A 25,928-nucleotide genomic window follows, 5' to 3' on the forward strand; every position below is an offset into this window, starting at 1 on the left:
GGGAGCGCGCCATCGCCCAGGTTACCTGCTGGTTAAAACGCGCGCGCCGACTTTAACGATCATTCAAACCGGACCTCAATCGGTTTGGGTTAATACACCTGTCAGCACCGTCCAGGGATGGCAGGAACATCGCATGAGCATGGAACTCGGCTCGACAGATCAGCGCAAGGTGGAGCGTACCGGGCCTTTCCAACGCTTCGTGCGCGACCGACGCGGCAGCACGGCGCTGGAGTTCGCGTTGCTTGCCATACCGTTCGCACTCCTGGTGTTCGCCATCCTCGAGAGCTGCATCTCGTTTGCCAGCCAGGAGGTGATGGCCAACATCACCGACGATGTCGCGCGCCGGCTGCGCACCGGCCAGTTGAAGGCCGCGGACATCGCCGGGGACAATTTGAAGAACATGATCTGCGACAAGCTGGAAATCATCGTTTCCCAGGATTGTCCCAATCAGTTGAGCGTCGATCTTCGCCAATACACGACATTCGCCGACGCGGCCCTGGCCGGCTTCAGGATTCAGGGCGGTAATATTCAGCTGACGAAAAGTGGCGCGGATGTGCCCTTTACCGTCACGGCGGGTGCGGCGGAGTCAAGGAACATGCTGCGGGTCTTCTACAAATGGCCCATCATGACCAACCTGATGGCGCAGTCGATGGGAGGTAACAAAACCCTCCATTTCGCTTCGGTGACCTGGCAGAACGAGCCGTTCGACAATTGATGCCATCACGGAAGCAACAACAAGAAAAAAGGCAACGAGTATGATGCGTGCGGGGGCACATCTGGGAATTGCGGGGCTTTGGGGCAAATCAGCCCGATTCTGGTCCAATCGCCGCGGCGTCGCGGCGGTCGAGTTCGCGCTTATCGCGCCTGTCCTGCTGATCATGTATTTCATGACCATGGAGGCCTCGCAGGCCATCGAGACGAGCAAGAAGGTCAGCCGCATCGGCAGCATGGTCGCCGATCTCGTCACGCAACAGCCGACCATCGTCAAGGCGGACCTCGATGCCATCATGAAGATCGGCAGCGTAACCCTTCAACCCTACAACCGCTCGGTGCCGGACATCACCATCACAGCCATACAGGTCACCACCGATCCCACGCCAAAGGTGTTGGTGGTGTGGTCACGCAAGGTGACCAGTGGTGCATACAGCGTCGGTGCAGCGGCGGGCTCGACCACTACGGTTCCGACAGCGCTCAAGGTCGCCGGGACCTTTCTCGTCCGCGTCGACAGCACCCTGGGCTACCAGCCGATCGTCGGCTGGACGACAGACACCCAACAGAAGCTTGGGTTTATCGAGACGCTCGCCAAAGGCATGACGATGAGCGAAACATATTATCTGCGCCCCCGCAGAAGCGTCACGATCCCTTGCAGCGACTGCTGAGGGCTCATTGCCGCCCACCATCGACCGACACCATCCGCACGATGGCCTCCGCCGCAGCATAGTCCTTGGGAACCACGGGCATGAAGCCGCCGGCATGCCTCGCTTCCAGAAGGTCGTAGACATCCGGCGTCGTCGATTTGAGATTGGTGAGGAATACGGTCAGCCGGCGCTTGGCTTCCGGATCGAGATCGCTGCGTACCGCATGGGGGCCGTATCGCAGCAGACCCGACGTCCACACCACCTGAGTGGCCGACGCCGAAAGGCCTGATGCGTCGAGCCTTGCCTGCGTGCCCCCGGCCAGTCGCGGCTGGCCGTCGGCCGCCGCCTTCACCCAGCCGAACATGGCGTCGGCCGCGCCTTCGACAAGCATGGTTTCGGCCGCCGACGCCGAGGCGGCATGGACGAGAAACGGTGCATCCTCGGCGATTTCGACGTGTTCGGCGGCTAACCCCGCCAAGGGCAAAAGCGAACCGCCGACGCTGTCCGGCGGCGGCACGGCGATCCGGTGGGTCTCCATATCGGCCAGGCCGCGCAGTCTGCCATCCCGGGTCAGCAATACCGAGCGGATGCCGGCCGCACCGTCGGAATCGACCGGCGCCACGAGCGGCTCGATGCATCCGCAGCGTTGCAGCGCCGTGGCATAGGCGGTCGCCGAATAGATGGCGTATTCGATCCGTGCATTGGCCTGTCCCTCGATCAGTGCCGCGTAATCGCGGGCAACGACGAATTCGACCTTCATGCCGAGCGCATCGGTAAAGGCTTGCGTCAACACCGCCAGCCCCGGAACGGCGTTGCCGGCGCCGGGCTCGGCCACGACGCCGATGCGAAATGTGCCGATATCATCGCGCCAGTCCGCCCAGGCCGGTCCGCACCAGAATGCGCCGTTCACAGCCATGAGGGCAGTCCAAGCCTTGAGCGCAGCCTTCATGACAGGACCGCCTTGCCCTTTGTTCCGTCCATGGACATGCCCAACTCGTCGCGGCACTTGATCTTGTGCCTGTATCTCATTGTCCAAACCGCGCATGGATCCCTTAGCTTGTCCATGTCGTTGTCGCAAAACCGCTGCGCACTTTTGGGCGACATGGATTTGAGTATCGCGCCAAGCCGTTGCGGTTTGGTTTCCGAATTGCCAACGTCGCCGTGGAACCCTATGTCTGGGCGTCCACACTGGCAACAAATGACCCGATGGCGCGTGCTTTCCTCTTTGTCCTGGATTCCTTCGGCATCGGCGGCGCGGCCGACGCCGAAAGCTATGGCGACGCCGGCGCCAACACGCTGGCGCACATCGCCGAAGCTTGCGCGGAAGGCCGCGCGGATCGCGAAGGGCTTCGCCAGGGACCACTGTTCGTCCCCCATATGGCATCGCTGGGACTTGGCAAGGCGGCCGAGACGGCGACAGGACTGGGTTTTACGCATTTCGGGACGAACCTGCTCGCCAATGCCTTCCATGGCGCGGCGCAAGAGATTTCGAGTGGCAAGGACACGCCTTCCGGCCACTGGGAGATCGCGGGCCTGCCGGTGCGCTTCGACTGGGGTTATTTCCCGGACACGGTTCCCGCCTTTCCGGCCGACCTGACCGAGGCGATGATCCGCGAAGGAAAGGTGCCCGGCATCCTCGGCAATTGCCATGCGCCAGGTACCGAGATCATTGAGCGGTTCGGCGAGGAGCACATCCGCACCGGCAAGCCGATTTGCTACACATCGGTTGATTCCGTCCTGCAGATCGCCGCGCATGAGGCCCATTTCGGCCTCGAGCGGCTCTATGAATTCTGCCAGGTGGTGCGCCGGCTGGTCGACCCGCTGAGGATCGGACGGGTGATCGCGCGTCCGTTCGTCGGCGAGACATCTGCCACCTTCGAGCGGACCTACAATCGCCGCGACTACGCCGTGCCGCCGCCCGAGCCGACATTGCTCGACCGGCTGACGGCGCGCGGCAGCCGCGTCATCGCCGTCGGCAAGATCGGCGACATCTTCGCCCATCGCGGGATTTCGCAAGTCCGCAAGGCCGCAGGCAACATGGCCATGTTCGACCAGGCGCTGGTCGCGATGGACGAGGCGACCGACGGCGACCTCGTCTTCGCCAATTTCGTCGATTTCGATACAGAATTCGGCCATCGCCGCGATGTCGCCGGTTATGCGGCCGCCCTCGAGGCCTTCGACCGGAGGCTTCCGGAGGCGTTCGCCAAGCTGAAGCAGGGCGACCTTCTCATCCTGACCGCCGATCACGGCAACGACCCGACCTGGCGCGGCACCGATCATACGCGTGAACGGATCCCGGTCATCGGCACTGGACCTGGTCTCAAAGGCGGCGACATAGGGCTGAGGGCGACATTCGCCGATATCGGCGAGACCGTTGCCGAACACCTCGCGCTGGCGCGCGGCCGCAACGGCACATCCTTCCATGCGATGATTGGCGGCCATGCCTGAATTGCCTGAAGTCGAGACCGTCCGGCGCGGGCTGCAGCCGGTCCTGGAAGGCGCCAATCTGGCCAAGGTCGAGATGAGACGGCCGGACCTGCGCTTCCCCTTCCCCGAACGGTTTTCGGAGCGGCTGACCGGCAGGACGATCACGGCGCTCGGCCGGCGCGCCAAATACCTGACCATGCATATGCAGGGCGGTCCGGTGCTGATCTGCCATCTCGGCATGTCCGGCTCCTTTCGCATCGAGACCGGCGACGACGACGAGACGCCGGGCGTGTTCCACCATGAGCGCTCGAAGAGCGCGGCGCACGATCATGTCGTGTTCCATGTCGTTTCGGCGGCCGGCGGGCGGTCACGTGTGATCTTCAACGATCCGCGCCGCTTCGGCTTCATGCTGTTTACGGAAGAGCCGCCGGAGACGCATCCGATGCTCGCCGGACTGGGCGTCGAACCCACCGGCAATGCGCTGGACGGCGTTCTGCTTGCCTCGTTGCTGAAAGGCCGCAGATCGCCGCTCAAGGCAGCGCTTCTCGACCAGAGGCTGATCGCCGGCTTAGGCAATATATATGTCTCGGAGGCGCTCTGGCGTGCCGGCCTGTCACCGCTGCGCGAGGCAGGCACCATTGCCAGGCCAGGCAAGAAGGCCAGGGAACAAAGCGATCGCCTCGCCGAGGCGATCCGCTCGGTCATATCGGATGCCATCGCGGCGGGAGGATCTTCACTGCGCGACTATATGCACACCGACGGATCGCTGGGTTATTTCCAGCATTCCTTCGCCGTCTACGACCGCGAAGGTGAGCCTTGCCCGAAGCCCGGCTGCGGCGGCCATGTCGAGCGCATCGTGCAGAGCGGACGTTCGACCTTCTATTGCCGGGCGTGTCAGACGTGAGCTAGACCGGTGTCGAGGAAGGAGAAGCAGCCAATGGCCTATGAGACAATCATCACCGAGAGGCGCGGCAAGGTCGGGCTGATCACGCTGAACCGGCCAAAGGCGCTCAACGCCCTCAATTCGCGGGTCATGGCCGAGGTGGTGGCGGCGGCGAAGGATTTCGGCGGCGACACGGGCATTGGCGCAATGGTCATCACCGGCTCCGACAAAGCCTTCGCGGCGGGTGCCGACATCAAGGAAATGCAGGAGATCGCGTTCGTCGATGCCTATGTGCAGGATTTCTTCGTCGGCTGGGAGGAACTGACGCGGGCGCGAAAGCCGATCATTGCGGCGGTGGCCGGTTATGCGCTCGGTGGCGGGTGCGAACTCGCCATGATGTGCGATTTCATCATTGCCGCCGACACGGCCAAATTCGGCCAGCCCGAGATCACGCTCGGTGTCATTCCCGGCATGGGCGGGTCGCAACGCCTGACCCGGTTCGTCGGCAAATCGAAGGCGATGGACATGTGCCTGACCGGACGGATGATGGACGCCGCCGAGGCCGAACGTTCGGGCCTCGTGTCGCGGGTCGTTCCGGCCGGCGAGCTGGTCGAAGAGGCCGTCAAGGCGGCGGCCAAAATCGCCGATTTCTCGCTGCCGTCGGTGATGATGGCCAAGGAAGCGGTCAACCGGACCTATGAGACGACGCTTGCCGAGGGATTGCGCTTCGAACGCCGCCTGTTCCATTCGCTTTTCTCGCTCGAAGACCAGAAGGAAGGCATGGCGGCGTTCGCCGAAAAACGGAAGCCGAATTTCACCAACCGGTAGGGCGTTGCAGGCCGGCGCCCGAAACCCGTGGCCTTGGCCAAAAAGAACGCCAGGCGGCGTTGACGCGCCGGAAAAGCTGAACTATAAGCCGCACCAACCGAGGCGGCCCCGTGGCTGCCCGTTTGTTTTTTGCGCCCTGCGGCACGCCGCGTGCGCCGACCAGATCAGAAGAGAGGCATCATGGCCAACACATCCTCGGCCAAAAAGGCAACGCGCAAGATCGCCCGCCGCGCAGCGATCAACAAGAACCGCCGCTCGCGCGTCCGCACCTACGTCCGCCAGGTCGAGGAGGCACTCGCCTCCGGCGACAAGGCCGCCGCACAGGCCGCCTTCAAGGCTGCCGAGCCGGAATTGATGCGCGCCGCGACCAAGGGCGTGATCCACAAGAACACGGCATCCCGCAAGGTGTCGCGCCTGGCCCAGCGCCTCAAGGTGCTGTCGGCCTGACATCGCCTTCCCAGGACGATCTTCTTCGAACCCGGCCGATCGCGCCGGGTTTTTTCGTTTGCCGGCAAGTACTTAAAAAGAATAGCCGCAAACAGCTGCAAATGCAGATTCCAGAGTTCGAAATGCTTTGCCGGCACATGCATGCCCGCTGATGATCGGCACGCTTGAAAAGCGGCGCCTAGAAAAATCCCGCCTCACAGAAATACCCAATATTTTTCAATTGGTTAGCGACAGTCATCCACAGCTTGTCCACAACGCGCCGAAGCGACGGGAGGACAACTGGCTGTCAAGAGAATTATTTCAGAAAATTTCGCGCCGGCCCGGCTTTTTCATATTCGTCGGAAAAGGGTTTGAATCACAATGGCTTTGTCAAAATATGCCACTGCGGCATGGCGCTCGAACCCGCCCGAGGTAACCAGATTCCTTAAAAATCCGTTAGACGTGGCCTTGCCCTATCCACAGCGATTTCGGTAATGTCGATCTATCGAAAGGGACGGGCCTCTTGCCCTTAACCCAGCCTGACGCGGCCAGCTAAAATTGGCGGGATTTGCGACGCGGATCAAGTCCGTGGACGGGTATGGTTTGCTCTTTTTCGATACGGTAGGGGACTGGCGTAACTAGACATGGCAGGTAGGACGGCGCGCCGGCGCTCTTTCGCCGGACGGTTTCGTATTGCCCTGACATACCCAACGCGGACTGGCTTCCATGGGCCGGCACCGGTTCCCTTGGATAGTGGGCGACGTTCATTGCCAGCGGCGGCAACGGGCATCGTAGCGAAGACACGGTCGCTGGAAAAAGGATGCAGGAGGCGCATCCCCGGCGAAAAAACAGGTACAGAAAGGCAAGGAACTCGATCATGCAGAGCGGCATCGAAAGGGAGCTTACGGGCGACCTCCCATTTCCTGGAACTTTGATCGGAGCAAACGAGATGGCGGTCTCCAGCGACGCGGAACAGAAATTCGACCGGGTCAAGGCCCAGTTGAAGGCGCGCCTGGGAACCGAAGTCTATTCCAGCTGGTTCGGCCGCATGAAGGTCGCGGAAGCTTCCAAGGGCATTGTCCGCATCTCCGTGCCCACCGCGTTCCTGCGCTCGTGGATCAACGGCCACTATCACGATCTCATTTCCGAGCTGTGGAAGCAGGAGGATCCCGAGCTTCTCAAGATCGAGATCGTCGTGCGCACCGCGACCCGTCAGGGACGCAGCCAGCCTGAACCGGAATTGGCGCCGGCGCGCAAGATGACACGGCAGACGCAGACGGCGCTGGCCGCCGGCACGGTCAGCCCAGGCAGGGTGGAACGGTCTCCCATGCCGCGTCCGGGTGTGCCGGTCGAGAGCGAGTTCCGCCACAACGTGCTGGGATCGCCGCTTGACCCGCGCTACACGTTCGGCTCCTTCATCGAAGGCCCCTCGAACCGCGTGGCCTTCGCCGCCGCCAAGGCCGTGGCGGAATCGCAGTCGAGCGCGGTGCGCTTCAATCCGCTTTTCCTGCATGCCACCGTCGGGCTCGGCAAGACGCACCTCTTGCAGGCCATTGCCGCGGAATCGCTGAAGCAGAACCCGAAGTCCCGCGTCGTCTATCTCACCGCCGAGTATTTCATGTGGCGCTTCGCCACCGCGATCCGCGACAACAACGCATTGACGCTCAAGGAGCAGTTGCGCGACATCGACCTCTTGATCATCGACGACATGCAGTTCCTGCAGGGCAAGTCGATCCAGCATGAATTCTGCCATCTGATCAACATGTTGCTCGACAGCGCCAAGCAGGTCGTCGTCGCCGCCGACCGGCCACCGTCGGAGCTGGAATCGCTCGAACCGCGGGTCCGTTCGCGCCTCAATGGCGGCGTCGCGCTCGAAATGTCGGCACCCGACTTCGCCATGCGGCTCGGCATGCTCAAACTGCGCCTGGCCACAGCCAGGATCGACGATGCATCGCTCGACATTTCCGAAGAGATCCTCAACCACGTTGCCCGCACCGTGACTGGTAGCGGACGCGAACTGGAAGGCGCCTTCAACCAGCTCCTGTTTCGCCAGTCGTTCGAACCGCAGATCACAATCGACCGCATCGACGAGATTCTCGGCCACATCTATCGCACCGGCGAGCCGAAGCGGGTCCGCATCGAGGATATTCAGCGCATCGTGGCGCGCCACTACAACGTCTCGAAGACGGAACTTTTGTCCAACCGGCGCACACGCACCATCGTCAAGCCGCGGCAGGTCGCGATGTATCTGTCGAAGGTGATGACGCCGCGCTCGCTGCCGGAAATCGGACGGCGCTTCGGCGGCCGCGACCACACGACGGTGCTGCACGCCGTGCGCAAGATCGAGGATCTTTCCGGCAATGACAACACGCTGGCGCAGGAACTGGAATTGCTGAGAAGGCTGATCAACGACCAGGCCTGAGCGGCCGAAAACCGCCCGCTCGTGGGGTTGGCCAGCTTTATCCCCAGAAAGCCCGCGTAACCGGCCCGAACCGGTGGCGCGGGCTTGCGTTCACTGGTTTTTTCCTGTCAGTTTGCGTAGATTCTGAAGCCTGTTCAGAGCTTTCGCGGGGCGCCGGTAGCCGGAGACCCGTTCATTCATTCAAGCGAGCCTGTTTCGTCATGCGTGTTATCCTGGAACGGTCAAATCTCCTGAAGTCGCTCAACCACGTGCACCGCGTGGTCGAACGGCGCAACACCATACCGATCCTGTCCAACGTGCTGCTCAGCGCCGAAGGCGCCAGCCTCGAAATGAAGGCCACCGACCTCGACCTGGAGGTGACGGAAGCGACACCCGCCAAGGTCGAGCGCGGCGGCGCGACGACGGTCCCCGCGCACCTGCTCTATGACATCGTGCGCAAGCTTTCCGACGGCGCCGAGGTGATGCTGAAGACGGATGAGGACGGCAACGCCATGACGGTGACGTCGGGCCGCTCCAGCTTCCGCCTGCAGTGCCTGCCGCAATCCGACTTTCCCGAGCTTTCGGCCGGATCCTTCTCGCACATCTTCCGCCTCGACTCGGTGGCACTGAAGGGCCTGATCGAGAAGACGCAGTTCGCCATCTCCACCGAGGAGACGCGCTACTATCTCAACGGCATCTACCTGCACACGCATGAAGTCGGCGGCAAGCTGAAGCTGCGCTCGGTGGCGACCGACGGCCACCGCCTGGCGCGCGCCGAGATCGACGCACCGGCTGGCTCCGAGGGCATGCCGGGCATCATCATTCCGCGCAAGACGGTAAGTGAACTGCAAAAGCTGGTCGACGATCCGGACGTCGCCGTGACCACCGAATTGTCCGACACCAAGATCCGCTTCACCATCGGCAGCGTCGTGCTGACCTCGAAGCTGATCGACGGCACCTTCCCCGACTATCAGCGGGTCATCCCGACCGGCAACGACAAGAAGCTGATCCTCGACCGCCAGAGCTTCGCCGCCGCGGTCGACCGCGTCTCGACCATCTCCTCCGAACGCGGCCGCGCGGTGAAGCTCTCGATCAGCGAAGGCCAGGTGACGCTTGCCGTCAACAATCCGGATTCGGGCAGCGCAACGGAAGAACTGGCGGCAGACTATTCGGCCGACCCGATCGAGATCGGCTTCAATGCCAAATATCTGCTCGATGTCGCCGCGCAGCTGACCGGCACGGAAGCCAAATTCATGCTGGCAGATGCCGGTTCACCGACGCTGATCCACGACATGGCCGACGAGACCGCGCTTTACGTGCTGATGCCGATGCGGGTATAGCCGGCGCGGCGGCGCCTGGCGAATACGGCCGGCGGCGGGCGTTGGTTGCGGTGACTTCCACAGGCGGATAGCGGTTGCCGGCACAAACCCATATAAGTAAGCTTACGCTTACCAATTTTCGTAACTACGCGACCCTGGCGATAGATGTTGCGCCGGGCGCCGTGGTCTTTTCGGGCGACAATGGTGCCGGCAAGACCAATCTCCTCGAAGCGATCTCCTTCCTGACGCCCGGGCGCGGCTTGCGTCGCGCGCCTTATGGGGATGTGGCACGTGAGGGTGGCGATGGCGGCTTTGCCCTGCATGCCCGGCTCGACGGGCCTGACGGCGAGGTCGAGATCGGCACGGGCATCTCCGGCGGCGACACGGCGGAAAGCGGCAGGCGGGTGCGTATAAACGGAGCCCCCGCGCGGGCCGAGGGCATGCTGGAGTGGCTGCGGGTCGTGTGGCTGACGCCGGCGATGGATTCGTTGTTCACCGGACCTGCCGCGGATCGCCGGCGCTTTCTCGACCGGCTGGTGCTGGCGATCGATCCGGGACATGGCCAGCGTGCGCTCGATTACGAGAAGGCGATGCGGGGCCGTAACCGTTTGCTGACGGAAGGCTCGCGGGATGCCGGCTGGTTCGAGGCGATAGAGACGCAGATGGCAGAGACCGGCGTGGCGATCGCCGCGGCGCGCGCCGAAATGGTGCGGCTGCTGGCCGCCATGATCGGCAGGCTGCCCGACACCGGACCGTTTCCGCAGGCCGATATCGGCCTTTCAGGTGACCTGGAGGCCGAGATTGCCGGCGCCCCGGCGGTCGACGTCGAGGAGCGGTTCCGGCGGGCGCTTGCCGATGGCCGAGACCGTGACCGTGCCGCCGGACGCACCCTCGAAGGCCCGCACCGCTCAGACCTCATGGTCCGGCACCGGCCCAAGGCGATGCCGGCCGAACTCTGCTCGACCGGCGAACAGAAGGCACTGCTGGTCGGCATCGTGCTGTCGCATGCCCGGCTGACCGGGGAAATGTCCGGGCTGACGCCGATCCTGCTGCTCGACGAGATCGCGGCGCATCTCGACGGCGGACGGCGCGCGGCACTGTTCTCGATCCTGGAGGAACTGAAATGCCAGGCTTTCATGACGGGAACCGATGCGGCGCTGTTTTCCAGCCTGCGTGGCCGAGCGCAGTTCCTGACTGTCGACCATGGTACGGTTGGGCCAACCGAAGACCCCTGACAAGCTTTTTCGACCACTATATGGTCCTGATATGACCACAGCGCTCACCGCCGACGAGATCGAACGCTATGCCCGCCACATCGTGCTGCCCGAGGTCGGCGGCGCGGGCCAGCAGAAGCTCAAGCAGGCGCGGGTCCTGGTGATCGGCGCCGGCGGGCTCGGTGCGCCGGTGCTTGAATATCTCGCAGCGGCCGGCGTCGGTACGCTCGGCGTGGTCGACGACGACGCCGTTTCTCTCTCCAACCTGCAGCGCCAGGTCATCCATGGCACCGATACGATCGGCATGCTGAAGACCCAAAGCGCCGAGGCGGCGATCGCTCGTATCAATCCCAACATATCAGTCGAAACGCACACATTCCGGCTGACCGCCGAGAACGCCCCCGCCCTCGTCGCCAGGTACGATGTCGTCGTCGATGGGTCCGACAATTTCGAGACGCGTTATGTGGTGGCCGATGCCTGCGCCAGCCAAGAGAAGCCGCTGGTGCATGCAGCCGTTGGACGCTTCGATGGCTCGGTGACCGTGCTGAAGCCTTTCGAAAACGGCAGTGACGGCAAGCCAAACCCGAGCTATCGGGATCTGTTTCCCGAGGCCCCGCCGCCGGGGCTTGTGCCGTCCTGCGCCGAGGCGGGGGTGCTCGGAGCGCTGACCGGGGTCGTCGGCACGCTGCAGGCGATGGAGGCGATCAAGCTGATCACCGGCATAGGCGAGCCGCTGATCGGCCGGCTGCTGCTCTATGATGCGCTGGCCGCGCGCTTCGAGACGATCCGCTACAAGAGACGCTGATCTTGGAACATTCCCATGTTTCGATCACGCGGATCCCAGCCGATTTCGGCCGCTGGGGTGATGTGCTTGCCCTCATCATGCGTGCCTTCGCCTTTATGGACGGCATCATCGACCCGCCGTCGTCGGCTCACCTGCTCACAGCCGATGCGCTGCGCACCAAGGCGCTGCGGGAGACCGGCTTCCTGGCACTCGACGGCGACAGGATCGTGGGCTGCGTTTTTGCTCTTGAAAGAGCTGACGGTCTTTATGTCGGCAAGCTCGCCGTCGCCCCGGACCGCCAGGGGCACGGCATTGGCCGACGGCTGATGCAAGCGGCCGAAGATCTGGCCCGCAGCCGCGGCAAGGCCGCCATCGAGCTCGAGACGAGGATCGAGCTCACCACCAATCATGCCGCCTTCGCCCGGCTCGGATTTCGCGAAACCGGACGGACGGCGCATGACGGCTATGACAGGCCGACCTCCATCACCATGCGCAAAACGATCTCGTAAGCGTCGCGTTACATTGAACGGCGAGCCTGCGCCTGGACAGTTTCAGGTCCTGAGCGGCAGCACGCGGTCCGGCGGACGATGGCCGTCGACGAAGGCGCGGATATTGATGATGACCTTCTCGCCCATGTCGATGCGGCCCTCGAGCGTGGCCGAGCCCATATGCGGCAGAAGCACGACCTTGTTCCTGGCGGCGAGTTTCAAGAGCTTGGCGTTAAGGGCCGGCTCGTGCTCGTAGACGTCGAGGCCGGCGCCGGCGATCTTGCCGTCCTGGATGAGCTTGACCAGCGCTTCTTCGTCGATGATGTCGCCGCGGGCGGTGTTGACGATATAAGCGGTGGGCTGCAGCAATGCCAGCCGCCGTGCCGACAGAAGATGGAAGGTCGCCGGCGTCGACGGACAATTGACCGAGATGATGTCCATGCGGGCCAGCATCTGGTCAAGACTCTCCCAATAGGTCGCCTCCAACCCATCCTCGACCGCCGGCAGCACGCGATGCCGGTTGTGATAGTGGATGGACAGGCCGAAAGCCTTGGCCCGCCTGGCAACGGCGGTGCCGATGCGGCCCATGCCGACAATGCCGAGCCGCTTGCCCCAGATGCGCCGGCCAAGCATCCAGGTCGGCGACCAGCCGGCCCATTTCTTGTCGCCCGTGAGCACATTGGCGCCTTCCGCCAGCCGGCGCGGCACAGCCAGCATCAACGCCATGGTCATGTCGGCGGTATCTTCGGTGAGCACGTTGGGCGTGTTGGTGACGGTGATGCCTTTCTTGGCCGCCGCCGCCACGTCGATCTTGTCGACGCCGTTGCCGAAATTGGCGATCAGCTTGAGGTTGTCGCCGGCCTGGGCGATCAATGCGGCATCGATGTGGTCGGTTACGGTCGGCACCAGCACGTCGGCTTCCTTGACCGCGGCGACCAGTTCCGGCTGCGTCATCGGCCGGTCCTCGACATTCAGCCTTGCGTCGAACAGTTCGCGCATGCGGGTCTCGACCGGGTCGGGCAGCTTTCGCGTGATGACCACGAGAGGCTTCTTTTTGCCTGGCATTGTTTCCCTCGTTGAGACCTCTTTAACCAAGACCGGCGAAACTGAAAGCTGGTCGCGGTAGCCGATTTTACCCATGTAACAAGCGGTGCCGCCGAAGACAAAGAAAAAGGGGTGCCGCAGCCGTCGGGCCGGCGCCGAAAGGAACGAAAGTGTCTGGTTTCGCGTCGCTTCGCCTGGCCCTCAGCGCAGCATTTCTCGGCGCTCTCCTCTATTCTCCGCTTGCCGGCGCGCAGAGCGCGGCCGCCCCTGCCCAGAGCGCCATCACGCTCGGACCGAGCGGGCTGCCGCTGCCGCGATTCGTCAGCCTGAAATCCGGCCGCGTCAACTCGCGCGTCGGCCCCGGCGCCAACTATTCGGTCGACTGGATGTATATGAAGGCTGGCCTGCCGATGGAGATCATCCAGGAGTTCGATACGTGGCGGCGCGTGCGCGACGCCGATGGCTCGGAAGGATGGATCAACCAATCGCTGCTATCGGGCCGGCGCACGGCGATCATCGCGCCCTGGCAGCGCGGCAAGGGCGGCCAGGTCAATCTTCTGAAGGGTCCCGACAAGGATGCCAGGGTGGTGGCGATCGTCGAACCGGGCGTTATGGGCACGATCAAGTCCTGCGACGGCCAATGGTGCGAAATGACGCTCGACGGCCACACCGGCTGGCTTGCCCAGTCGGTCGTCTGGGGCGCCTATCCGGGCGAGCGGGTCAAGGACTGAACGTCTCGCGTTTGCGCCCGATAGGGCCAAGATGGGTGTCCTGAAACCCCGTTGACAGCTTCAAGCCGTAACCCAGTGCACGGTCGATTGCGATATGAGCGCTCCAGATCAGTGCGATGGCGCTGCCGACCGCACTGCCGGCGAGATGCCCGGCAAGCAGCAGAAGCACCGGTACGATCAGAATGTGCAAGGCGTTGTAGGCAAGGGCGCCGATGCGAGGTCCACCGAGATAACCCAGCATCGACAGGTCCGGCGCCAGGATGAGCAACGCGAAAAGCCACCAGGAAACGCCCGTCGCGCCATAGAAGACGATTGCGGCAACCGCCACGACGGCCCATTCGAGCCGCACTATCCAATCCAAGGGTTTCATCCCACACCGATTGTTCCGGCTTCGCCGGTCATTCCGGACGCTTGGGACGCAGCCTCACCACGATATCGACATTGGCGATTTCCATGCCCTCGGGCGGGTCCGGCAGGTTGGTGACCGTGACCGGGCCGTTGGCGATGTCGAAAATCCTGTTTTCGCCTTCGATATAGAAATGGTGGTGATCGGAGGTATTGGTGTCGAAATAGGTCTTGGAACCTTCGACGGCGAGGATACGCAGCAGCCCCGCCTGGGTAAACTGGTGAAGCGCGTTGTAGACGGTGGCCAGCGACACCGGCACGCCGGCGGCCTGCGCCTCCTCGTGCAGTTCCTCAGCCGACAAATGGCGGTCGCCCTTGGCGAAAAGCAGGTCGGCCAGCGCAATGCGCTGACGCGTCGGCCTCAGGCCGGCTTCACGTACCCGCTTGTCCACAGCGACATTTTCCTTCCGGCAGCCCCGGTCCATCTGGTCTTCCAAGCTCACAGTCCCGCTTCAAGACACGCCCAGAGTGGCAAAAAAATGAATATATGCCGAACCCGGACCCCGGTTGACATATATTCTGTCGCCCGAATGCGATCAATAGCGCGCATTGACCCGGGCAGACTGGCGGGTTAAGCGCAAACGCCGGTTTCCGGCCTGAAACAGATTGTGTTAGGACACCAACGACAAGGGCGCGCTACCGCCCGGACGATATGGGGAGAAATTGATGGCGGGTTCGAAATCCAGCTACGACTACGAAGAATTGCTGGCCTGCGCCCGCGGCGAGCTGTTCGGAGAGGGCAATGCCCAGCTGCCCTACCCGCCGATGCTGATGTTCGACCGTATCACCGAGGTCAGCGAGACCGGCGGCGCCTTCGACAAGGGTTTCATCCGCGCCGAATTCGATATCAAGCCCGACCTGTGGTTCTTTGCCTGCCATTTCATCGGCAATCCGATCATGCCTGGCTGCCTCGGCCTGGACGCCCTGTGGCAATTGACAGGCTTCTATCTCGGCTGGCTCGGCGAACCCGGCAAGGGAATGGCGCTGTCGACCGGAGAGGTCAAGTTCAAGGGCATGGTCACGCCATCGGTCAAGAAGGTGGAGTATGGCGTGGATTTCAAGCGTGTAATGCGCGGCCGGCTGGTGCTCGGCATCGCTGATGGCTGGATGAAGGCGGATGGTGAGCCCATATACGCGGCGACGGACCTGAAGGTCGGTCTGTCAAAGCAGTCGGCGGTCGCTTGACCGCAGCCCTGGCCCGCACACTGGCCAGCATCCCTGGAAGGAGTTGCGAATGAGACGTGTCGTAGTCACAGGCCTCGGCATCGTGTCGTCGATCGGCAACAATGCCAATGAGGTGCAGACCTCGCTGCATGACGCCAGATCCGGCATCAGCTTTTCCGATTCCTTCGCGGAGCATGGCTTCCGCTGCCAGGTCTGGGGCGCGCCGACGCTCGACCCTTCCGCCATGATCGACCGCCGCGCGATGCGCTTCCTGAGCCAGGGCGCGGCCTGGAATCACGTTGCCATGGACCAGGCGATCGCGGATGCAGGCCTCGGCGAGAGCGACATCACCAACGAGCGCACCGGCATCGTCATGGGTTCGGGCGGTCCTTCCACCCGCACCATCGTCGAGGCCGCCGAGACCACGCTCAAGAACGGCAGCCCCAAGCGCATCGGTCCCTTCGCGGTGCCGAAGGCGATGTCGTCGACCGCGTCGGCGACGCTGGCCACCTGGTTCAAGATCCATGGCGTCAACTATTCGATCTCGTCGGCCTGCTCGACCTCGGCGCATTGCATCGGCAATGGTTACGAATTGATCCAGTGGGGCAAGCAGGACATGGTCTTTGCCGGCGGCCACGAGGATCTCGACTGGACGATGTCGGACCTGTTCGACGCCATGGGCGCCATGTCGTCGAAGTTCAACGACAGGGCCTCCACCGCATCGCGCGCCTATGACGCCAATCGCGACGGCTTCGTCATCGCCGGCGGCGCCGGCGTGCTGGTGCTGGAAGAGCTGGAACACGCCAAGGCGCGCGGCGCCAAGATCTACGCCGAGATCGTCGGCTATGGCGCGACGTCGGACGGCTACGACATGGTGGCGCCCTCGGGCGAAGGCGCGGTTCGCTGCATGCGCCAGGCGCTGGCGACGGTCTCCACGCCGGTCGACTACATCAACACCCACGGCACCTCGACCCCGGTCGGTGATTCCAAGGAAATGGGCGCGATCCGTGAAGTGTTCGGCGAGAAGATGCCGTTCATCACGTCGACGAAATCGCTGACCGGCCATTCCCTGGGCGCGGCCGGTGTGCAGGAATCCATCTATTCGATCCTGATGATGCAAGGCGGCTTCATCGGAGAAAGCGCCCATATCGAGACGCTCGATCCGGAATTCGAGGGCATGCCGATCGTGCGCAAGCGCATCGACAACGCCGCGATCGACACCGTTCTGTCGAATTCCTTCGGTTTCGGCGGCACCAACGCAACGCTCGTTTTCCAGCGCTATTCCGCATAGGGCCAAGTTTTACATAAGGATTGCCGGCTATGGACGGATTGATGAAGGGCAAGCGCGGGCTTGTCATGGGTGTCGCCAACGATCATTCGATCGCCTGGGGCATAGCCCGGAAATTATCCGAACATGGGGCGGAACTCGCCTTCACCTACCAGGGCGACGCTTTCGGCCGCCGGGTCAAGCCGCTCGCCGACAAGCTCGGCGCTTCGCTGGTCGTTCCCTGCGACGTCGAGGACAGCGCTTCGGTCGCCGCCACGTTCGAGACGCTTGGCAAGGAATGGGGCGGGTTGGACTTCGTCGTCCATGCCATCGGCTTTTCCGACAAGAACGAGTTGAAGGGCCTCTATGCCGACACCAGCCGGGACAATTTCGTCCGCACCATGGTGATCTCCTGCTATTCCTTCACCGAGGTGGCGCGCAATGCAGCGCCGCTGATGACTGCCGGCGGCTCGATGGTCACGCTGACCTATGCCGGCTCGGTCCGCGTCATGCCGAACTATAATGTCATGGGCGTCGCCAAGGCCGGGCTCGAGGCCAGCGTGCGCTACCTCGCCAATGACTACGGTCCGCGCGGCATCCGCGTCAACGGCATCTCGGCCGGTCCGGTGCGCACACTGGCCGGCGCCGGCATTTCGGACGCCCGCCACATGTTCTCCTACCAGCAGCGCAATTCGCCGTTGCGCCGGACCGTGACGATCGACGAGGTTGGCGGCTCCGCGCTCTATCTCCTGTCCGACCTCGCTTCCGGTGTCACCGGCGAAATCCACTATGTCGATTCCGGCTACCATATCGTCTCGATGCCGGCGCTCGATGAATTGAAGCAGACGGATGGCGGCGGAGACTGAAGAGCGGTCCCGTCAAGCAGGTCCTTTCCCAGTCAAGAAAATAATCCTCTCCAGTAAAATTGAATGCATTCGCGGAAACTCATTTTAAGAGGGTTTCCGCTATAGGGTCTCCGACCTGGGGACCTTTTCATGCCTGCCGTCAGCAACCCGAAGCGAACGCCAGTGTTCCGACTGCTCACGATAGCAAGTTCGGGCATTGGCAGTTTCGTCCTCGGCATCTGGGGCCTGAAGCACGGTCTCGGCGAGGGGTTTGCCGGCATATCAGCTGACATGATGGTCGCGATCATGGCCGCGCTTTGCGCGCTTGCGGCATCGGTGGCGGCAATGTCCTTCTTCGCAGGCATCGATGAATCGGCGGATTTCGTCTTCAATGAAACCCATTTCGACAAGCTGACCGGACTGCTGGCGCGGCCGGCCATGGTCGGCAAGATCGCCGAGGCGGCATGCGCGACAAGCCGTACCGGGGAACCGGTGTTCCTGATCGACATCGACATCGACCGGTTCAAACAGATCAACGACGCGATCGGCTACACCCAGGGCGACGAACTGATCCGCGCCTTCACCAAGCGGCTGCACAGCTGCGTGCCCGCGCGCGCGCCGATCGGACGCATCGGGGCCGGCGAGTTCGCAGTGCTGCTCCCGGACCATCTGATCCAGGGAACCTTGGAAAGCATGGTCGAGAGGCTCATCGACGAAATGATGGAGCCGTATGAACTCAGCAGCCACCAGCAATCGGTGAGCCTGTCCGTCGGCATCGTGGCGATGCCCAAGGACGGTGTCGATCCGGTCCTCATCCTGCGGCGCTCCAACCTGGCGCTGCAGAATGCGCGTGCGAGCGGAGTTGGCAACTGGTCGGTCTTCGACAGCGAGATGGGACGCGTGGCCGACCATCGCCAGTGGGTCGAATCCGAGCTGCACAGCGCCTTTGAACGCGGTGATTTCGACCTGCACTACCAGCCGCAGCTCGACCTCCCGACCGGCCGCATCGTCGGCTACGAGGCGTTGATCCGCTGGCAGCATCCCGAACGCGGCATGATCCCGCCGATGGAGTTCATCCAGATCGCCGAGGAGACCGGCATGATCAACCCGATCGGCGAATGGGTGCTGCGCAAGGCCTGCAGCGATGCCCGCCATCTGCCGGACGACTGTTTCGTCGCCGTCAACATCTCGCCGGTCCAGTTCATGACCAAGGACTTCGTCGGCCTTGTACGCGACACGATGCGGACCACGGGCATCAAGCCGTCACGGCTGGAGCTGGAAGTCACCGAGACGGCGATGATGCAGGACCGCGACCGCGCGGCCGCCATCCTGAAAGAGCTTGCCGAGATGGGCATCTCGGTCGCCGTCGATGATTTCGGCACCGGTTATTCCAACCTCAGCTATCTGATCGACTTCTCGTTCGGCAAGCTGAAGATCGATCGTTCCTTCATCAGCCGCATCGATACCGACGCCAGCTCCGGCGCCGTCGTGTCGACCATCGTCGGGCTGTCGCGGGCGCTCGGCGTCAGCATCATCGCCGAAGGCGTCGAGACCGAAAGCCAGGCGACGCTGCTCAGGGCCGCCGGCTGCGAGGTGGTGCAGGGCTACCTCTTCGGCCGGCCAGCACCGCTCACGGCCAGTATCGGTGGCCATGCGGCCGAAGATACCAGGCGAGTCGCCAACCTCCATTGAGCGCCATGGCTCCCGCCGTTGCCTCAGCGGCGCGCCGAAAACACCTTGAACATGCCGTCACGAGCAAGCTCTGCGTGGCTGGCGAAGGCCGCTGACAGGACGGCTTCGTAAGGAAGCTGCCGGTTGGCGACCATGAACAGGCGTCCGCCGGGCTTCAGGGCCTTGGCTGCCGCGCGGATCATGCCGGCACCAATCTCAGGCTCCGCCGCACGGCTGCGATGGAAGGGCGGGTTCATGGCGATGACGTCGTAGCGGCGCTCCACAGGCTCGGCGAGCAGGTCCGTCCAGAAGAAGCCCTGTGCCATGGTGTTACCGAGATTGCCCCTGGCCGCCTCCAGCGCGTCGAAATCGGCCTCGTATAGATCGAGCGCCGACAAGCCCGGCGAGCGGGCGGCCATCTCCGCCGCCACATAGCCCCAGCCGGCACAGAAATCGGCCGCGCTGCCACGCAGATCGCCGGGCAGGTTGTCGACCAGCAGTTTCGAGCCGGCATCGACGCGATCGAAGGAGAACATGCCGGGCGCGGTGTGGAACCGGTCCCCAACCAGCAAGGCGGGATTGGCGGTGCGAAGTACGGCGGCGGCCTGCATGTCAGCCGGGCGGCGCAGCCAGAAGGCAATGCCGTGATATTTCGGCATGTGGCCATCGAGCGGCGCAAGATCGCCGACACGCTTGCGCAGGCTGGCAATGCCATCCTCCTTGCCACCGGCAATGACGATCAATCCGCCCTCTGCCACGCGCTCCATAGCCTCGGCGATGCGCAATTCGTTCTGGCCGCGATGGCGGCCGGCGAGCACCAACGCGGCATCAAAACCGTCACCGGCCGATTGCGGCGTGACCGTGAAGCCGGCCGCCTGCAACGCACGGAAATACGGCCGGAAGCCCTGTACGAGATTGAGCGTAGCCTCGAAAGCCGGCGGCAGGCGCAGGCCGGGTTCGGCGCCAAGGAAGAGAACGCGCTGGCCCTGCCGCGGCAAGGAAAGAGCCTCGGCCTCGAACGGGTGAAAAAGCGTCTTCAGCGCTTCAGCGGACATAGCCGTGCTCCATAAACAAAAACGGGCGCGACCTAAGCCGCGCCCGCCTCGTTTTTCCGTCGGACCGATCAGGCGGCGTTTTCTTCGCCTTCGGTCTTCTTGTCGCGGGCGATTTCCTTGCCGGTGGCCTGGTCGACGACCTTCATCGACAGGCGAACCTTGCCGCGCTCGTCGAAGCCCATCAGCTTGACCCAGACCTTGTCGCCTTCCTTGACGACGTCCGAGGTCTTAGCGACCCGGTCGTTGGCGAGCTGCGAGATGTGGACGAGGCCGTCACGCGGACCGAAGAAGTTGACGAAGGCGCCGAAGTCGGCGGTCTTGACGACCGTGCCTTCGTAGATTTCGCCGACTTCCGGCTCGGCGACGATGGTGTGGATCCACTTCTTGGCCGCCTCGATCTCCTTGGCGTTCGAGGAAGCGATCTTGACCGTGCCGTCGTCCTCGATGTTGATCTTGGCGCCGGTCTTCTCGACGATCTCGCGGATGACCTTGCCGCCCGAACCGATGACGTCGCGGATCTTGTCGGTCGGGATGTGCATGACCTCGATGCGCGGCGCGAACTCGCCGAGTTCGGGACGGGCGCCGGTCAGGGCATGGGCCATTTCGCCGAGGATGTGCAGGCGGCCGTCCTTGGCCTGGCCAAGGGCGATCTTCATGATCTCCTCGGTGATGCCATCGATCTTGATGTCCATCTGCAGCGAGGTGATGCCGCCTTCGGTGCCGGCGACCTTGAAGTCCATGTCGCCGAGATGATCTTCGTCGCCAAGGATATCGGAGAGCACGGCGAAGCGCTCGCCTTCCTTGATCAGGCCCATGGCGATGCCGGCAACCGGCTTGGCCAGCGGCACGCCGGCATCCATCAGCGCCAGCGAGGTACCGCAGACGGTGGCCATAGACGACGAACCGTTGGACTCGGTGATCTCCGAGACGACGCGCAGCGTGTAGGGGAACTGGTCAGCGGAGGGCAGCATCGGACGGATGGCGCGCCAGGCGAGCTTGCCGTGGCCGATTTCGCGGCGGCCCGGCGAACCCATGCGGCCGGTCTCACCGACGGAATAGGGAGGGAAGTTGTAGTGAAGGAGGAACTTCTCCTTGTACATGCCGGTCAGGGAATCGACATACTGCTCGTCCTCGCCGGTGCCGAGCGTGGCGACGACCAGCGCCTGGGTCTCGCCGCGGGTGAACAGCGCCGAACCATGGGTGCGCGGCAGGACGCCGACTTCGGAAACGATCTTGCGAACCGTCTTGAGGTCGCGGCCATCGATGCGCGAGCCGGTGTCGAGAATGTTCCAGCGCACGACCTTGGCCTGGAGCTCCTTGAACACCGAGCCGATCTGTTCGGAGGTGTACTTTGCGTCCTCGCCTTCAGCGGGGGCAAACGCGGCCTTGACCTTCGCCTTGACGGCGTCGACCGCGGCGTAACGCTTCTGCTTGTCGACGTTCTTGTAGGCATTGCTGAGCTCGTCGCCGACGATCTTCAGCATCTCGGCCTCAAGCGCGGAATAATCCGGCGCGGTGAAGTCGCGCGGTTCCTTGGCTGCAACTTCGGCCAGCTTGATGATGGCGTCGATGACCGGCTGGAAACCCTTGTGGCCAAACATGACGGCGCCGAGCATCAGCTCTTCGCCAAGTTCCTTGGCTTCCGACTCGACCATCAGCACGGCGTCGGCGGTGCCGGCGACAACGAGGTCGAGCTTGGATTCCTGCATCTCATCGACATGCGGGTTCAGCACATATTCGCCGTTGATGTAGCCGACGCGGGCGCCGCCGACCGGGCCCATGAACGGAACGCCGGAGAGCGTCAGGGCCGCCGAGGTGGCGACGATCGACAGGATGTCCGGATCATTTTCGAGATCGTGCTGCACGACGGTGACGACGATCTGCGTGTCGTTCTTGTAGCCGTCGGCGAAGAGCGGGCGGATCGGGCGGTCGATGAGGCGGGAAACCAGCGTTTCCTTTTCGCTCGGACGGCCTTCACGCTTGAAATAGCCGCCCGGGATCTTGCCGGCGGCATAGGTCTTTTCCTGGTAGTTGACGGTCAGCGGAAAGAAATCGAGGCCGGGCTTCGGCTCCTTCATCGAAACGACGGTGGCCAGCACCTTGGTCTCGCCATAAGTGGCGAGCACAGCGCCATCGGCCTGGCGCGCGATCTTGCCGGTTTCCAGGATGAGCGGACGGCCGCCCCATTCGATTTCCACTTTGTGGTGATTGAACATGTCTTGTCCTTAATAAGCGGAAAGGGGCGCGCCGTTTCACGGTGCGCGGATGCCCTTTCCCTGGCTTCCTTTCTCGGGCAGCCACGGGCAAGACAACGGGAAGCTCGGATGATTTAGGCGCGAAGAGCGCGCACGAGCGTCCTGCAATCCTGCCCCATGACCGTCCATGGGCGGTTTCGAGTGGCCCTCTGCACGCTCGAAACCGGGTCTGGCCAGCCGACACGGCTGGCAGAATGCGTGACCGGCGGACTTTCCGAAGAAAGTCCGCCGGTCAATTCGTCAACGGCGCAGACCGAGCTTCTCGATCAGTGTCTGATAGCGCGCGTCGTCCTTGCGCTTGAGATAATCAAGCAGGCTGCGGCGCTGGGACACGAGAGCGAGCAGACCACGGCGGGAATGGTTATCCTTCTTGTGGTCCTTGAAATGGTCGGTCAGGTTCTTGATGCGCTCGGAAAGGATGGCCACCTGGACTTCCGGAGACCCGGTATCGCCCTTGGCGGTTGCGAATTCACCCATCAATTCCTGTTTGCGCTCGGCAGTAATCGACATCGTGTTTTTCCTTATCTGTTTGAGGAAACGGGTCGCCCACAGCCGGGATGTCGTCCAGCAGGGGCCGTGCATGCAAAGCGTCAAGGCGCTATGCTGCGGCGCATATAGTGCAATTCCCCGAAAAACACCAGCCCAATTCACAAGCCGGCTTTGTCGCGGCTTTTGCGGTATGAAAGAAGCCTTTCGCCGTGGCTAAAGCCACTTCTTCCATCTGAAGAAGGCGATCAGCCCGACCGCGACGAGCAGCATGAAGACGAGTGCCGCCGGATAACCATAGTAGGATCGCAGCTCCGGCATGTTCCATGGCGAGGCGTCGGGACTGAAGTTCATGCCCCAGACGCCGACGAGGAAGGTGAGCGGCATGAAGATGACCGAGACGATGGTGAGGTAAGAGATGACGTCGTTGGTGCGCGCCTGGCTCAGCGACAGGTGCATCTCGATCAGCCCGGTCAGCATGTCGCGCTGGGTCTCGACCAGCTCGATCAGCCTGAGCGAATGGTCGAGCGTGTCGTTGAGGAAGACCTTGGTTTCAGCTCTGACATAGGACACATCGTTGCGGATCAGCGTCGCCAGCGCATCGCGCATCGGCCACAGCACGCCTTTCAGGACATTGGCATCGCGCCGCAATTCGTGCAGCTGCCGCATCTGGTGCTTGTGCGTCGAATGCAGCATCTGGTCCTCGATGCTGTCGACCAGGTCGCCGGCAGCCTCGATCGGCGGAAAATAGCTGTCGACGATGGCGTCGATCAGCGCATAGGCGAGATAATCGGCGCCGCGAGTGCGCAAGCGGTTGGGCGCCGAACTCTCGATGCGCTTGCGCACGGGATCGAAGGGATCGCCCTCGCGCTCCTGGAAGGTGACGACGAAGTTCTCGCCGAGGAAGAGAGCGATCTGCTCGTAACGATGCGACGTGACATCGTCGATCATGCGCACGACGACGAAGGCGTGATCCTCGAAGAAGTCGACTTTCGGCCGCTGGCCGGTGTTGACAACATCCTCCAGCGCCAGCGGATGCAGGCTGAAGATGCGGCCGATCTCCTCGATCAATTGGATGTTGGCGAGGCCGGTGCAGTCGAGCCAGATGACGGGCCATTTCCGGCAATTGGCCTTGACATCGTCGATGCTGGCATTCTCGATGGTCTTGAATTTCTGCGGCGAGATCAAGGTCAGCCGCAATTCGGAGCGCCGCGCCGCCGGATCGGCGATCAGCGTACCGGGCGAGGCGCCGACAGGCGGCCGCCTCGTCTTCACCGGCGCGCGCTTCTTGACCGTGTCAGCCTTTGCCATGGAGCCCCTCTGCCGCGATGTCGCACCGACATTAGATGAGTGGCATCACCCGGCAAAGACCCGCTTGGGCTTGAACATGCCTTGCTCGATCGCGCCGATGGCGACCAGCTTGCCGCGTGACGTCGCGCAGGCCTCTTCGGCCTCCACCGGTGCGTCACGGCCACGAATGATGACAGGATTGCCGAGGCGGATCTTTGTCGCCGCGTCATCGCTGATGGCGATCTGCGGCAGGCAGTCGAGGGCAGCCGAGGTGTCCACCAGAAGCGTGTCGATGGCGCCGAAGTCGACCGGCTTGGCCACCGCGTCTGCCGGTTCGGCGTCGTCGGCCGCTTCCGAATTCTCATCGCCAGTGGCGCCGAAGCGGGCGGCCTCGAGTTCGGCAATGGTGACGAAGTCCTCTGGCGTGAACGGCTCGACCTCGACCCGGCGCAGCTCGCTGATATGGCCGAAGCAGCCGAGGTCGCGGCCCATGTCGCGGGCCAGCGAACGCACATAGGTGCCCTTACCGCATTCGACTTCGAAAATCGTCTGGTCCGGCTTGTGCTCGACAATATCGAGCCGGCCGATCTCGATCTCACGCGGCGGTATGTCGACCATCTCGCCTTCGCGGGCGAGGTCGTAGGCGCGCTCGCCCGCAATCTTGATCGCCGAAAATTGCGGCGGCGTCTGCATGATGACGCCGGTGTATTTCGGCAGCAGCGCCCGCACCTCGGCTTCCGCCGGACGCAGGTCGGAGCTCTTCGTCACCGGCCCTTCAAGATCGTCGGTGGAGCGCTCATCGCCCCAGGCAACGGTGAAGCGGTAGATCTTGGCGCCGTCCTGCACGTAGGGCACGGTCTTGGTGGCTTCGCCGAGCGCGATCGGCAGCATGCCGGAGGCAAGAGGGTCGAGCGTGCCGGCATGGCCGGCCTTTTCGGCCTGAAACAGCCATTTGATCTTGGAGACGGCTTCGGTCGAGCCCATGCCGACCGGCTTGTCCAGCACCACCCAGCCGGAAACCGGCCGGCCCTTCTTCTTGCCGCGACGCCCCATCATTCTTCTTCCTTGTTGTCGTCGGTATCCAGATCGCGCGCCACTTCGGGCGATTTCAGCAGGTCGTTGATCCTGGCGAAATTGTCGAAGGAGGTATCGAGCCGGAAGCGGAATTCCGGCATGTACTTCATCTGCCTGAGCGCGCCGGAGACACGGCCGCGCACGAACTTGGCATGCTTGTTCAGCGCCTCGATCACCGCGTCGGCATCCTTGGCGCCGAGCGGAGAAACAAAGGCGGTGGCGATCTTGAGATCGGGCGACATGCGCACTTCCGAGACCGAAACGACCGAATTTTCAATCAACGGGTCGATGATTTCGCCGCGCTGCAAGGTTTCGGAGAGTGCATGGCGCACCTGCTCGCCGACGCGCAGCATGCGCTGGGATGGGCTTGATGTTGTGGAACGGGGCATTTTTCTCAATCCTGAAAGCGTGAGGCGCGGGATAGGACCGTGCCGCATGTCTCAAACGGTCATTCTCAATAGCACCAAGGCGGCGGTCTTTCGACCACCGCCCAATATCGACAAGCCACTCGAA

General features: G+C 63.1%; 26 protein-coding genes. 16 read left to right on the plus strand and 10 right to left on the minus strand.

Going from position 1 to position 25,928, the window contains the following annotated elements; all coding sequences use genetic code 11:
- Positions 1-133 precede the first annotated feature (133 nt).
- Positions 134-715, plus strand: coding sequence for a TadE/TadG family type IV pilus assembly protein (locus tag EN861_RS02015; RefSeq protein WP_127280725.1), 582 nt, complete (start codon positions 134-136; stop codon positions 713-715).
- A 40-nt stretch (positions 716-755) separates the two neighbouring features.
- Positions 756-1,379 carry a TadE/TadG family type IV pilus assembly protein gene (locus EN861_RS02020; protein ID WP_127280724.1) on the plus strand — a complete coding sequence of 208 codons (624 nt, stop codon included), beginning with the start codon at positions 756-758 and terminating at the stop codon, positions 1,377-1,379.
- 4 nt (positions 1,380-1,383) lie between these two features.
- Here the strand turns inward: EN861_RS02020 and EN861_RS02025 are convergent, their stop codons facing one another.
- Positions 1,384-2,307: a phosphate/phosphite/phosphonate ABC transporter substrate-binding protein gene (locus EN861_RS02025; protein WP_127870751.1), complete on the minus strand. Its 924-nt coding sequence runs from the start codon at positions 2,305-2,307 to the stop codon at positions 1,384-1,386.
- Between the two features lie 257 nt (positions 2,308-2,564).
- Between EN861_RS02025 and EN861_RS02030 the strand changes: the two genes are divergently transcribed.
- From EN861_RS02030 to EN861_RS02070, 9 genes are all read left to right on the plus strand, one after another.
- Positions 2,565-3,806, plus strand: coding sequence for a phosphopentomutase (locus EN861_RS02030; RefSeq protein ID WP_127279775.1), 1,242 nt, complete (start codon positions 2,565-2,567; stop codon positions 3,804-3,806).
- Complete coding sequence (gene mutM / locus EN861_RS02035) at positions 3,799-4,689, plus strand: bifunctional DNA-formamidopyrimidine glycosylase/DNA-(apurinic or apyrimidinic site) lyase (protein WP_127279776.1); 891 nt, start codon at positions 3,799-3,801, stop codon at positions 4,687-4,689. Before EN861_RS02030 ends, mutM begins: the two co-directional genes overlap by 8 nt.
- A 33-nt stretch (positions 4,690-4,722) precedes the next feature.
- Complete coding sequence (locus tag EN861_RS02040) at positions 4,723-5,496, plus strand: enoyl-CoA hydratase (RefSeq protein ID WP_127279777.1); 774 nt, start codon at positions 4,723-4,725, stop codon at positions 5,494-5,496.
- 180 nt (positions 5,497-5,676) lie between these two features.
- Positions 5,677-5,943: a 30S ribosomal protein S20 gene (gene rpsT / locus EN861_RS02045; protein ID WP_027026587.1), complete on the plus strand. Its 267-nt coding sequence runs from the start codon at positions 5,677-5,679 to the stop codon at positions 5,941-5,943.
- Positions 5,944-6,799: 856 nt separating this feature from the next.
- Entirely contained in the window at positions 6,800-8,344 is a 1,545-nt protein-coding gene (gene dnaA, locus EN861_RS02050) for a chromosomal replication initiator protein DnaA (RefSeq protein ID WP_127870750.1), read from the plus strand.
- A gap of 200 nt (positions 8,345-8,544) precedes the next feature.
- On the plus strand, positions 8,545-9,663 hold the full coding sequence (gene dnaN / locus EN861_RS02055; RefSeq protein ID WP_127276856.1) for a DNA polymerase III subunit beta: 1,119 nt from the start codon (positions 8,545-8,547) through the stop codon (positions 9,661-9,663).
- Between the two features lie 74 nt (positions 9,664-9,737).
- A complete protein-coding gene (gene recF / locus EN861_RS02060; protein WP_135862082.1) occupies positions 9,738-10,877 on the plus strand; it encodes a DNA replication/repair protein RecF in 1,140 nt (379 codons plus the stop codon).
- 31 nt (positions 10,878-10,908) lie between these two features.
- A complete protein-coding gene (locus EN861_RS02065) occupies positions 10,909-11,661 on the plus strand; it encodes a molybdopterin-synthase adenylyltransferase MoeB (protein ID WP_127870749.1) in 753 nt (250 codons plus the stop codon).
- A 2-nt stretch (positions 11,662-11,663) separates the two neighbouring features.
- Positions 11,664-12,149: a GNAT family N-acetyltransferase gene (locus EN861_RS02070; RefSeq protein ID WP_245511980.1), complete on the plus strand. Its 486-nt coding sequence runs from the start codon at positions 11,664-11,666 to the stop codon at positions 12,147-12,149.
- Positions 12,150-12,191: 42 nt separating this feature from the next.
- On the opposite strand, the gene EN861_RS02075 is transcribed toward EN861_RS02070, so the two are convergent.
- Positions 12,192-13,193 carry a D-glycerate dehydrogenase gene (locus tag EN861_RS02075; protein WP_127276862.1) on the minus strand — a complete coding sequence of 334 codons (1,002 nt, stop codon included), beginning with the start codon at positions 13,191-13,193 and terminating at the stop codon, positions 12,192-12,194.
- Between the two features lie 149 nt (positions 13,194-13,342).
- Between EN861_RS02075 and EN861_RS02080 the strand changes: the two genes are divergently transcribed.
- On the plus strand, positions 13,343-13,903 hold the full coding sequence (locus tag EN861_RS02080; protein ID WP_127276864.1) for an SH3 domain-containing protein: 561 nt from the start codon (positions 13,343-13,345) through the stop codon (positions 13,901-13,903).
- On the opposite strand, the gene EN861_RS02085 is transcribed toward EN861_RS02080, so the two are convergent.
- Both EN861_RS02085 and irrA read right to left on the minus strand, forming a co-directional pair.
- Positions 13,893-14,273, minus strand: a complete 381-nt coding sequence (locus EN861_RS02085) for a DUF4260 domain-containing protein (protein WP_135862084.1) — start codon at positions 14,271-14,273, stop codon at positions 13,893-13,895. The genes EN861_RS02080 and EN861_RS02085 overlap by 11 nt on opposite strands.
- Positions 14,274-14,301: 28 nt before the next feature.
- The gene (gene irrA / locus EN861_RS02090; RefSeq protein ID WP_027142023.1) at positions 14,302-14,733 is read right to left on the minus strand and encodes an iron response transcriptional regulator IrrA; all 432 of its coding nucleotides are present in this window, start codon (positions 14,731-14,733) and stop codon (positions 14,302-14,304) included.
- Between the two features lie 241 nt (positions 14,734-14,974).
- Here irrA and fabA point away from each other — a divergent pair, with 241 nt between their 5' ends.
- The 4 genes from fabA to EN861_RS02110 all read left to right on the plus strand — a co-directional run bounded on the left by fabA (position 14,975) and on the right by EN861_RS02110 (position 19,276).
- Complete coding sequence (fabA, locus tag EN861_RS02095) at positions 14,975-15,493, plus strand: 3-hydroxyacyl-[acyl-carrier-protein] dehydratase FabA (RefSeq protein WP_127276870.1); 519 nt, start codon at positions 14,975-14,977, stop codon at positions 15,491-15,493.
- Between the two features lie 49 nt (positions 15,494-15,542).
- A complete protein-coding gene (fabB, locus tag EN861_RS02100) occupies positions 15,543-16,763 on the plus strand; it encodes a beta-ketoacyl-ACP synthase I (RefSeq protein WP_127870747.1) in 1,221 nt (406 codons plus the stop codon).
- 29 nt (positions 16,764-16,792) lie between these two features.
- Positions 16,793-17,605 (plus strand): enoyl-ACP reductase FabI, encoded by an 813-nt coding sequence (fabI, locus tag EN861_RS02105; RefSeq protein WP_135862086.1) that lies wholly within the window; start codon positions 16,793-16,795, stop codon positions 17,603-17,605.
- A gap of 129 nt (positions 17,606-17,734) precedes the next feature.
- Positions 17,735-19,276, plus strand: coding sequence for a bifunctional diguanylate cyclase/phosphodiesterase (locus EN861_RS02110; RefSeq protein ID WP_127870745.1), 1,542 nt, complete (start codon positions 17,735-17,737; stop codon positions 19,274-19,276).
- A gap of 23 nt (positions 19,277-19,299) precedes the next feature.
- Here EN861_RS02110 and EN861_RS02115 read toward each other — a convergent pair whose 3' ends face one another.
- The 6 genes from EN861_RS02115 to rbfA form a co-directional block, all read right to left on the minus strand.
- Positions 19,300-20,310, minus strand: coding sequence for a class I SAM-dependent methyltransferase (locus EN861_RS02115; RefSeq protein WP_135862089.1), 1,011 nt, complete (start codon positions 20,308-20,310; stop codon positions 19,300-19,302).
- 68 nt (positions 20,311-20,378) lie between these two features.
- On the minus strand, positions 20,379-22,526 hold the full coding sequence (gene pnp, locus EN861_RS02120; protein ID WP_127276880.1) for a polyribonucleotide nucleotidyltransferase: 2,148 nt from the start codon (positions 22,524-22,526) through the stop codon (positions 20,379-20,381).
- 279 nt (positions 22,527-22,805) lie between these two features.
- Entirely contained in the window at positions 22,806-23,075 is a 270-nt protein-coding gene (gene rpsO, locus EN861_RS02125; protein ID WP_006202929.1) for a 30S ribosomal protein S15, read from the minus strand.
- A 192-nt stretch (positions 23,076-23,267) separates the two neighbouring features.
- A complete protein-coding gene (gene corA / locus EN861_RS02130) occupies positions 23,268-24,362 on the minus strand; it encodes a magnesium/cobalt transporter CorA (protein ID WP_135862091.1) in 1,095 nt (364 codons plus the stop codon).
- A gap of 45 nt (positions 24,363-24,407) precedes the next feature.
- Complete coding sequence (gene truB, locus EN861_RS02135; RefSeq protein WP_135862956.1) at positions 24,408-25,394, minus strand: tRNA pseudouridine(55) synthase TruB; 987 nt, start codon at positions 25,392-25,394, stop codon at positions 24,408-24,410.
- The gene (gene rbfA, locus EN861_RS02140; RefSeq protein ID WP_127279031.1) at positions 25,394-25,804 is read right to left on the minus strand and encodes a 30S ribosome-binding factor RbfA; all 411 of its coding nucleotides are present in this window, start codon (positions 25,802-25,804) and stop codon (positions 25,394-25,396) included. The genes truB and rbfA overlap by 1 nt, the downstream gene beginning before the upstream one ends.
- Positions 25,805-25,928 lie beyond the last annotated feature (124 nt).

Origin of the sequence: Mesorhizobium sp. M8A.F.Ca.ET.218.01.1.1, assembly GCF_004791165.1 — a bacterium.
Taxonomy (GTDB): Bacteria; Pseudomonadota; Alphaproteobacteria; order Rhizobiales; family Rhizobiaceae; genus Mesorhizobium.

What these genes read in the sequence shown, in the direction of transcription:
- EN861_RS02015 (WP_127280725.1), top strand. Translation starts at nt 134, where the DNA reads ATGAGCATGGAACTCGGCTCGACAGATCAGCGCAAGGTGGAGCGTACC.
- EN861_RS02020 (WP_127280724.1), top strand. Translation starts at nt 756, where the DNA reads ATGATGCGTGCGGGGGCACATCTGGGAATTGCGGGGCTTTGGGGCAAA.
- EN861_RS02025 (WP_127870751.1), bottom strand. Translation starts at nt 2,307, where the DNA reads ATGAAGGCTGCGCTCAAGGCTTGGACTGCCCTCATGGCTGTGAACGGC.
- EN861_RS02030 (WP_127279775.1), top strand. Translation starts at nt 2,565, where the DNA reads ATGGCGCGTGCTTTCCTCTTTGTCCTGGATTCCTTCGGCATCGGCGGC.
- mutM (WP_127279776.1), top strand. Translation starts at nt 3,799, where the DNA reads ATGCCTGAATTGCCTGAAGTCGAGACCGTCCGGCGCGGGCTGCAGCCG.
- EN861_RS02040 (WP_127279777.1), top strand. Translation starts at nt 4,723, where the DNA reads ATGGCCTATGAGACAATCATCACCGAGAGGCGCGGCAAGGTCGGGCTG.
- rpsT (WP_027026587.1), top strand. Translation starts at nt 5,677, where the DNA reads ATGGCCAACACATCCTCGGCCAAAAAGGCAACGCGCAAGATCGCCCGC.
- dnaA (WP_127870750.1), top strand. Translation starts at nt 6,800, where the DNA reads ATGCAGAGCGGCATCGAAAGGGAGCTTACGGGCGACCTCCCATTTCCT.
- dnaN (WP_127276856.1), top strand. Translation starts at nt 8,545, where the DNA reads ATGCGTGTTATCCTGGAACGGTCAAATCTCCTGAAGTCGCTCAACCAC.
- EN861_RS02065 (WP_127870749.1), top strand. Translation starts at nt 10,909, where the DNA reads ATGACCACAGCGCTCACCGCCGACGAGATCGAACGCTATGCCCGCCAC.
- EN861_RS02075 (WP_127276862.1), bottom strand. Translation starts at nt 13,193, where the DNA reads ATGCCAGGCAAAAAGAAGCCTCTCGTGGTCATCACGCGAAAGCTGCCC.
- EN861_RS02085 (WP_135862084.1), bottom strand. Translation starts at nt 14,273, where the DNA reads ATGAAACCCTTGGATTGGATAGTGCGGCTCGAATGGGCCGTCGTGGCG.
- irrA (WP_027142023.1), bottom strand. Translation starts at nt 14,733, where the DNA reads ATGGACCGGGGCTGCCGGAAGGAAAATGTCGCTGTGGACAAGCGGGTA.
- fabA (WP_127276870.1), top strand. Translation starts at nt 14,975, where the DNA reads ATGGCGGGTTCGAAATCCAGCTACGACTACGAAGAATTGCTGGCCTGC.
- fabB (WP_127870747.1), top strand. Translation starts at nt 15,543, where the DNA reads ATGAGACGTGTCGTAGTCACAGGCCTCGGCATCGTGTCGTCGATCGGC.
- fabI (WP_135862086.1), top strand. Translation starts at nt 16,793, where the DNA reads ATGGACGGATTGATGAAGGGCAAGCGCGGGCTTGTCATGGGTGTCGCC.
- EN861_RS02110 (WP_127870745.1), top strand. Translation starts at nt 17,735, where the DNA reads ATGCCTGCCGTCAGCAACCCGAAGCGAACGCCAGTGTTCCGACTGCTC.
- EN861_RS02115 (WP_135862089.1), bottom strand. Translation starts at nt 20,310, where the DNA reads ATGTCCGCTGAAGCGCTGAAGACGCTTTTTCACCCGTTCGAGGCCGAG.
- pnp (WP_127276880.1), bottom strand. Translation starts at nt 22,526, where the DNA reads ATGTTCAATCACCACAAAGTGGAAATCGAATGGGGCGGCCGTCCGCTC.
- rpsO (WP_006202929.1), bottom strand. Translation starts at nt 23,075, where the DNA reads ATGTCGATTACTGCCGAGCGCAAACAGGAATTGATGGGTGAATTCGCA.
- corA (WP_135862091.1), bottom strand. Translation starts at nt 24,362, where the DNA reads ATGGCAAAGGCTGACACGGTCAAGAAGCGCGCGCCGGTGAAGACGAGG.
- truB (WP_135862956.1), bottom strand. Translation starts at nt 25,394, where the DNA reads ATGGGGCGTCGCGGCAAGAAGAAGGGCCGGCCGGTTTCCGGCTGGGTG.
- rbfA (WP_127279031.1), bottom strand. Translation starts at nt 25,804, where the DNA reads ATGCCCCGTTCCACAACATCAAGCCCATCCCAGCGCATGCTGCGCGTC.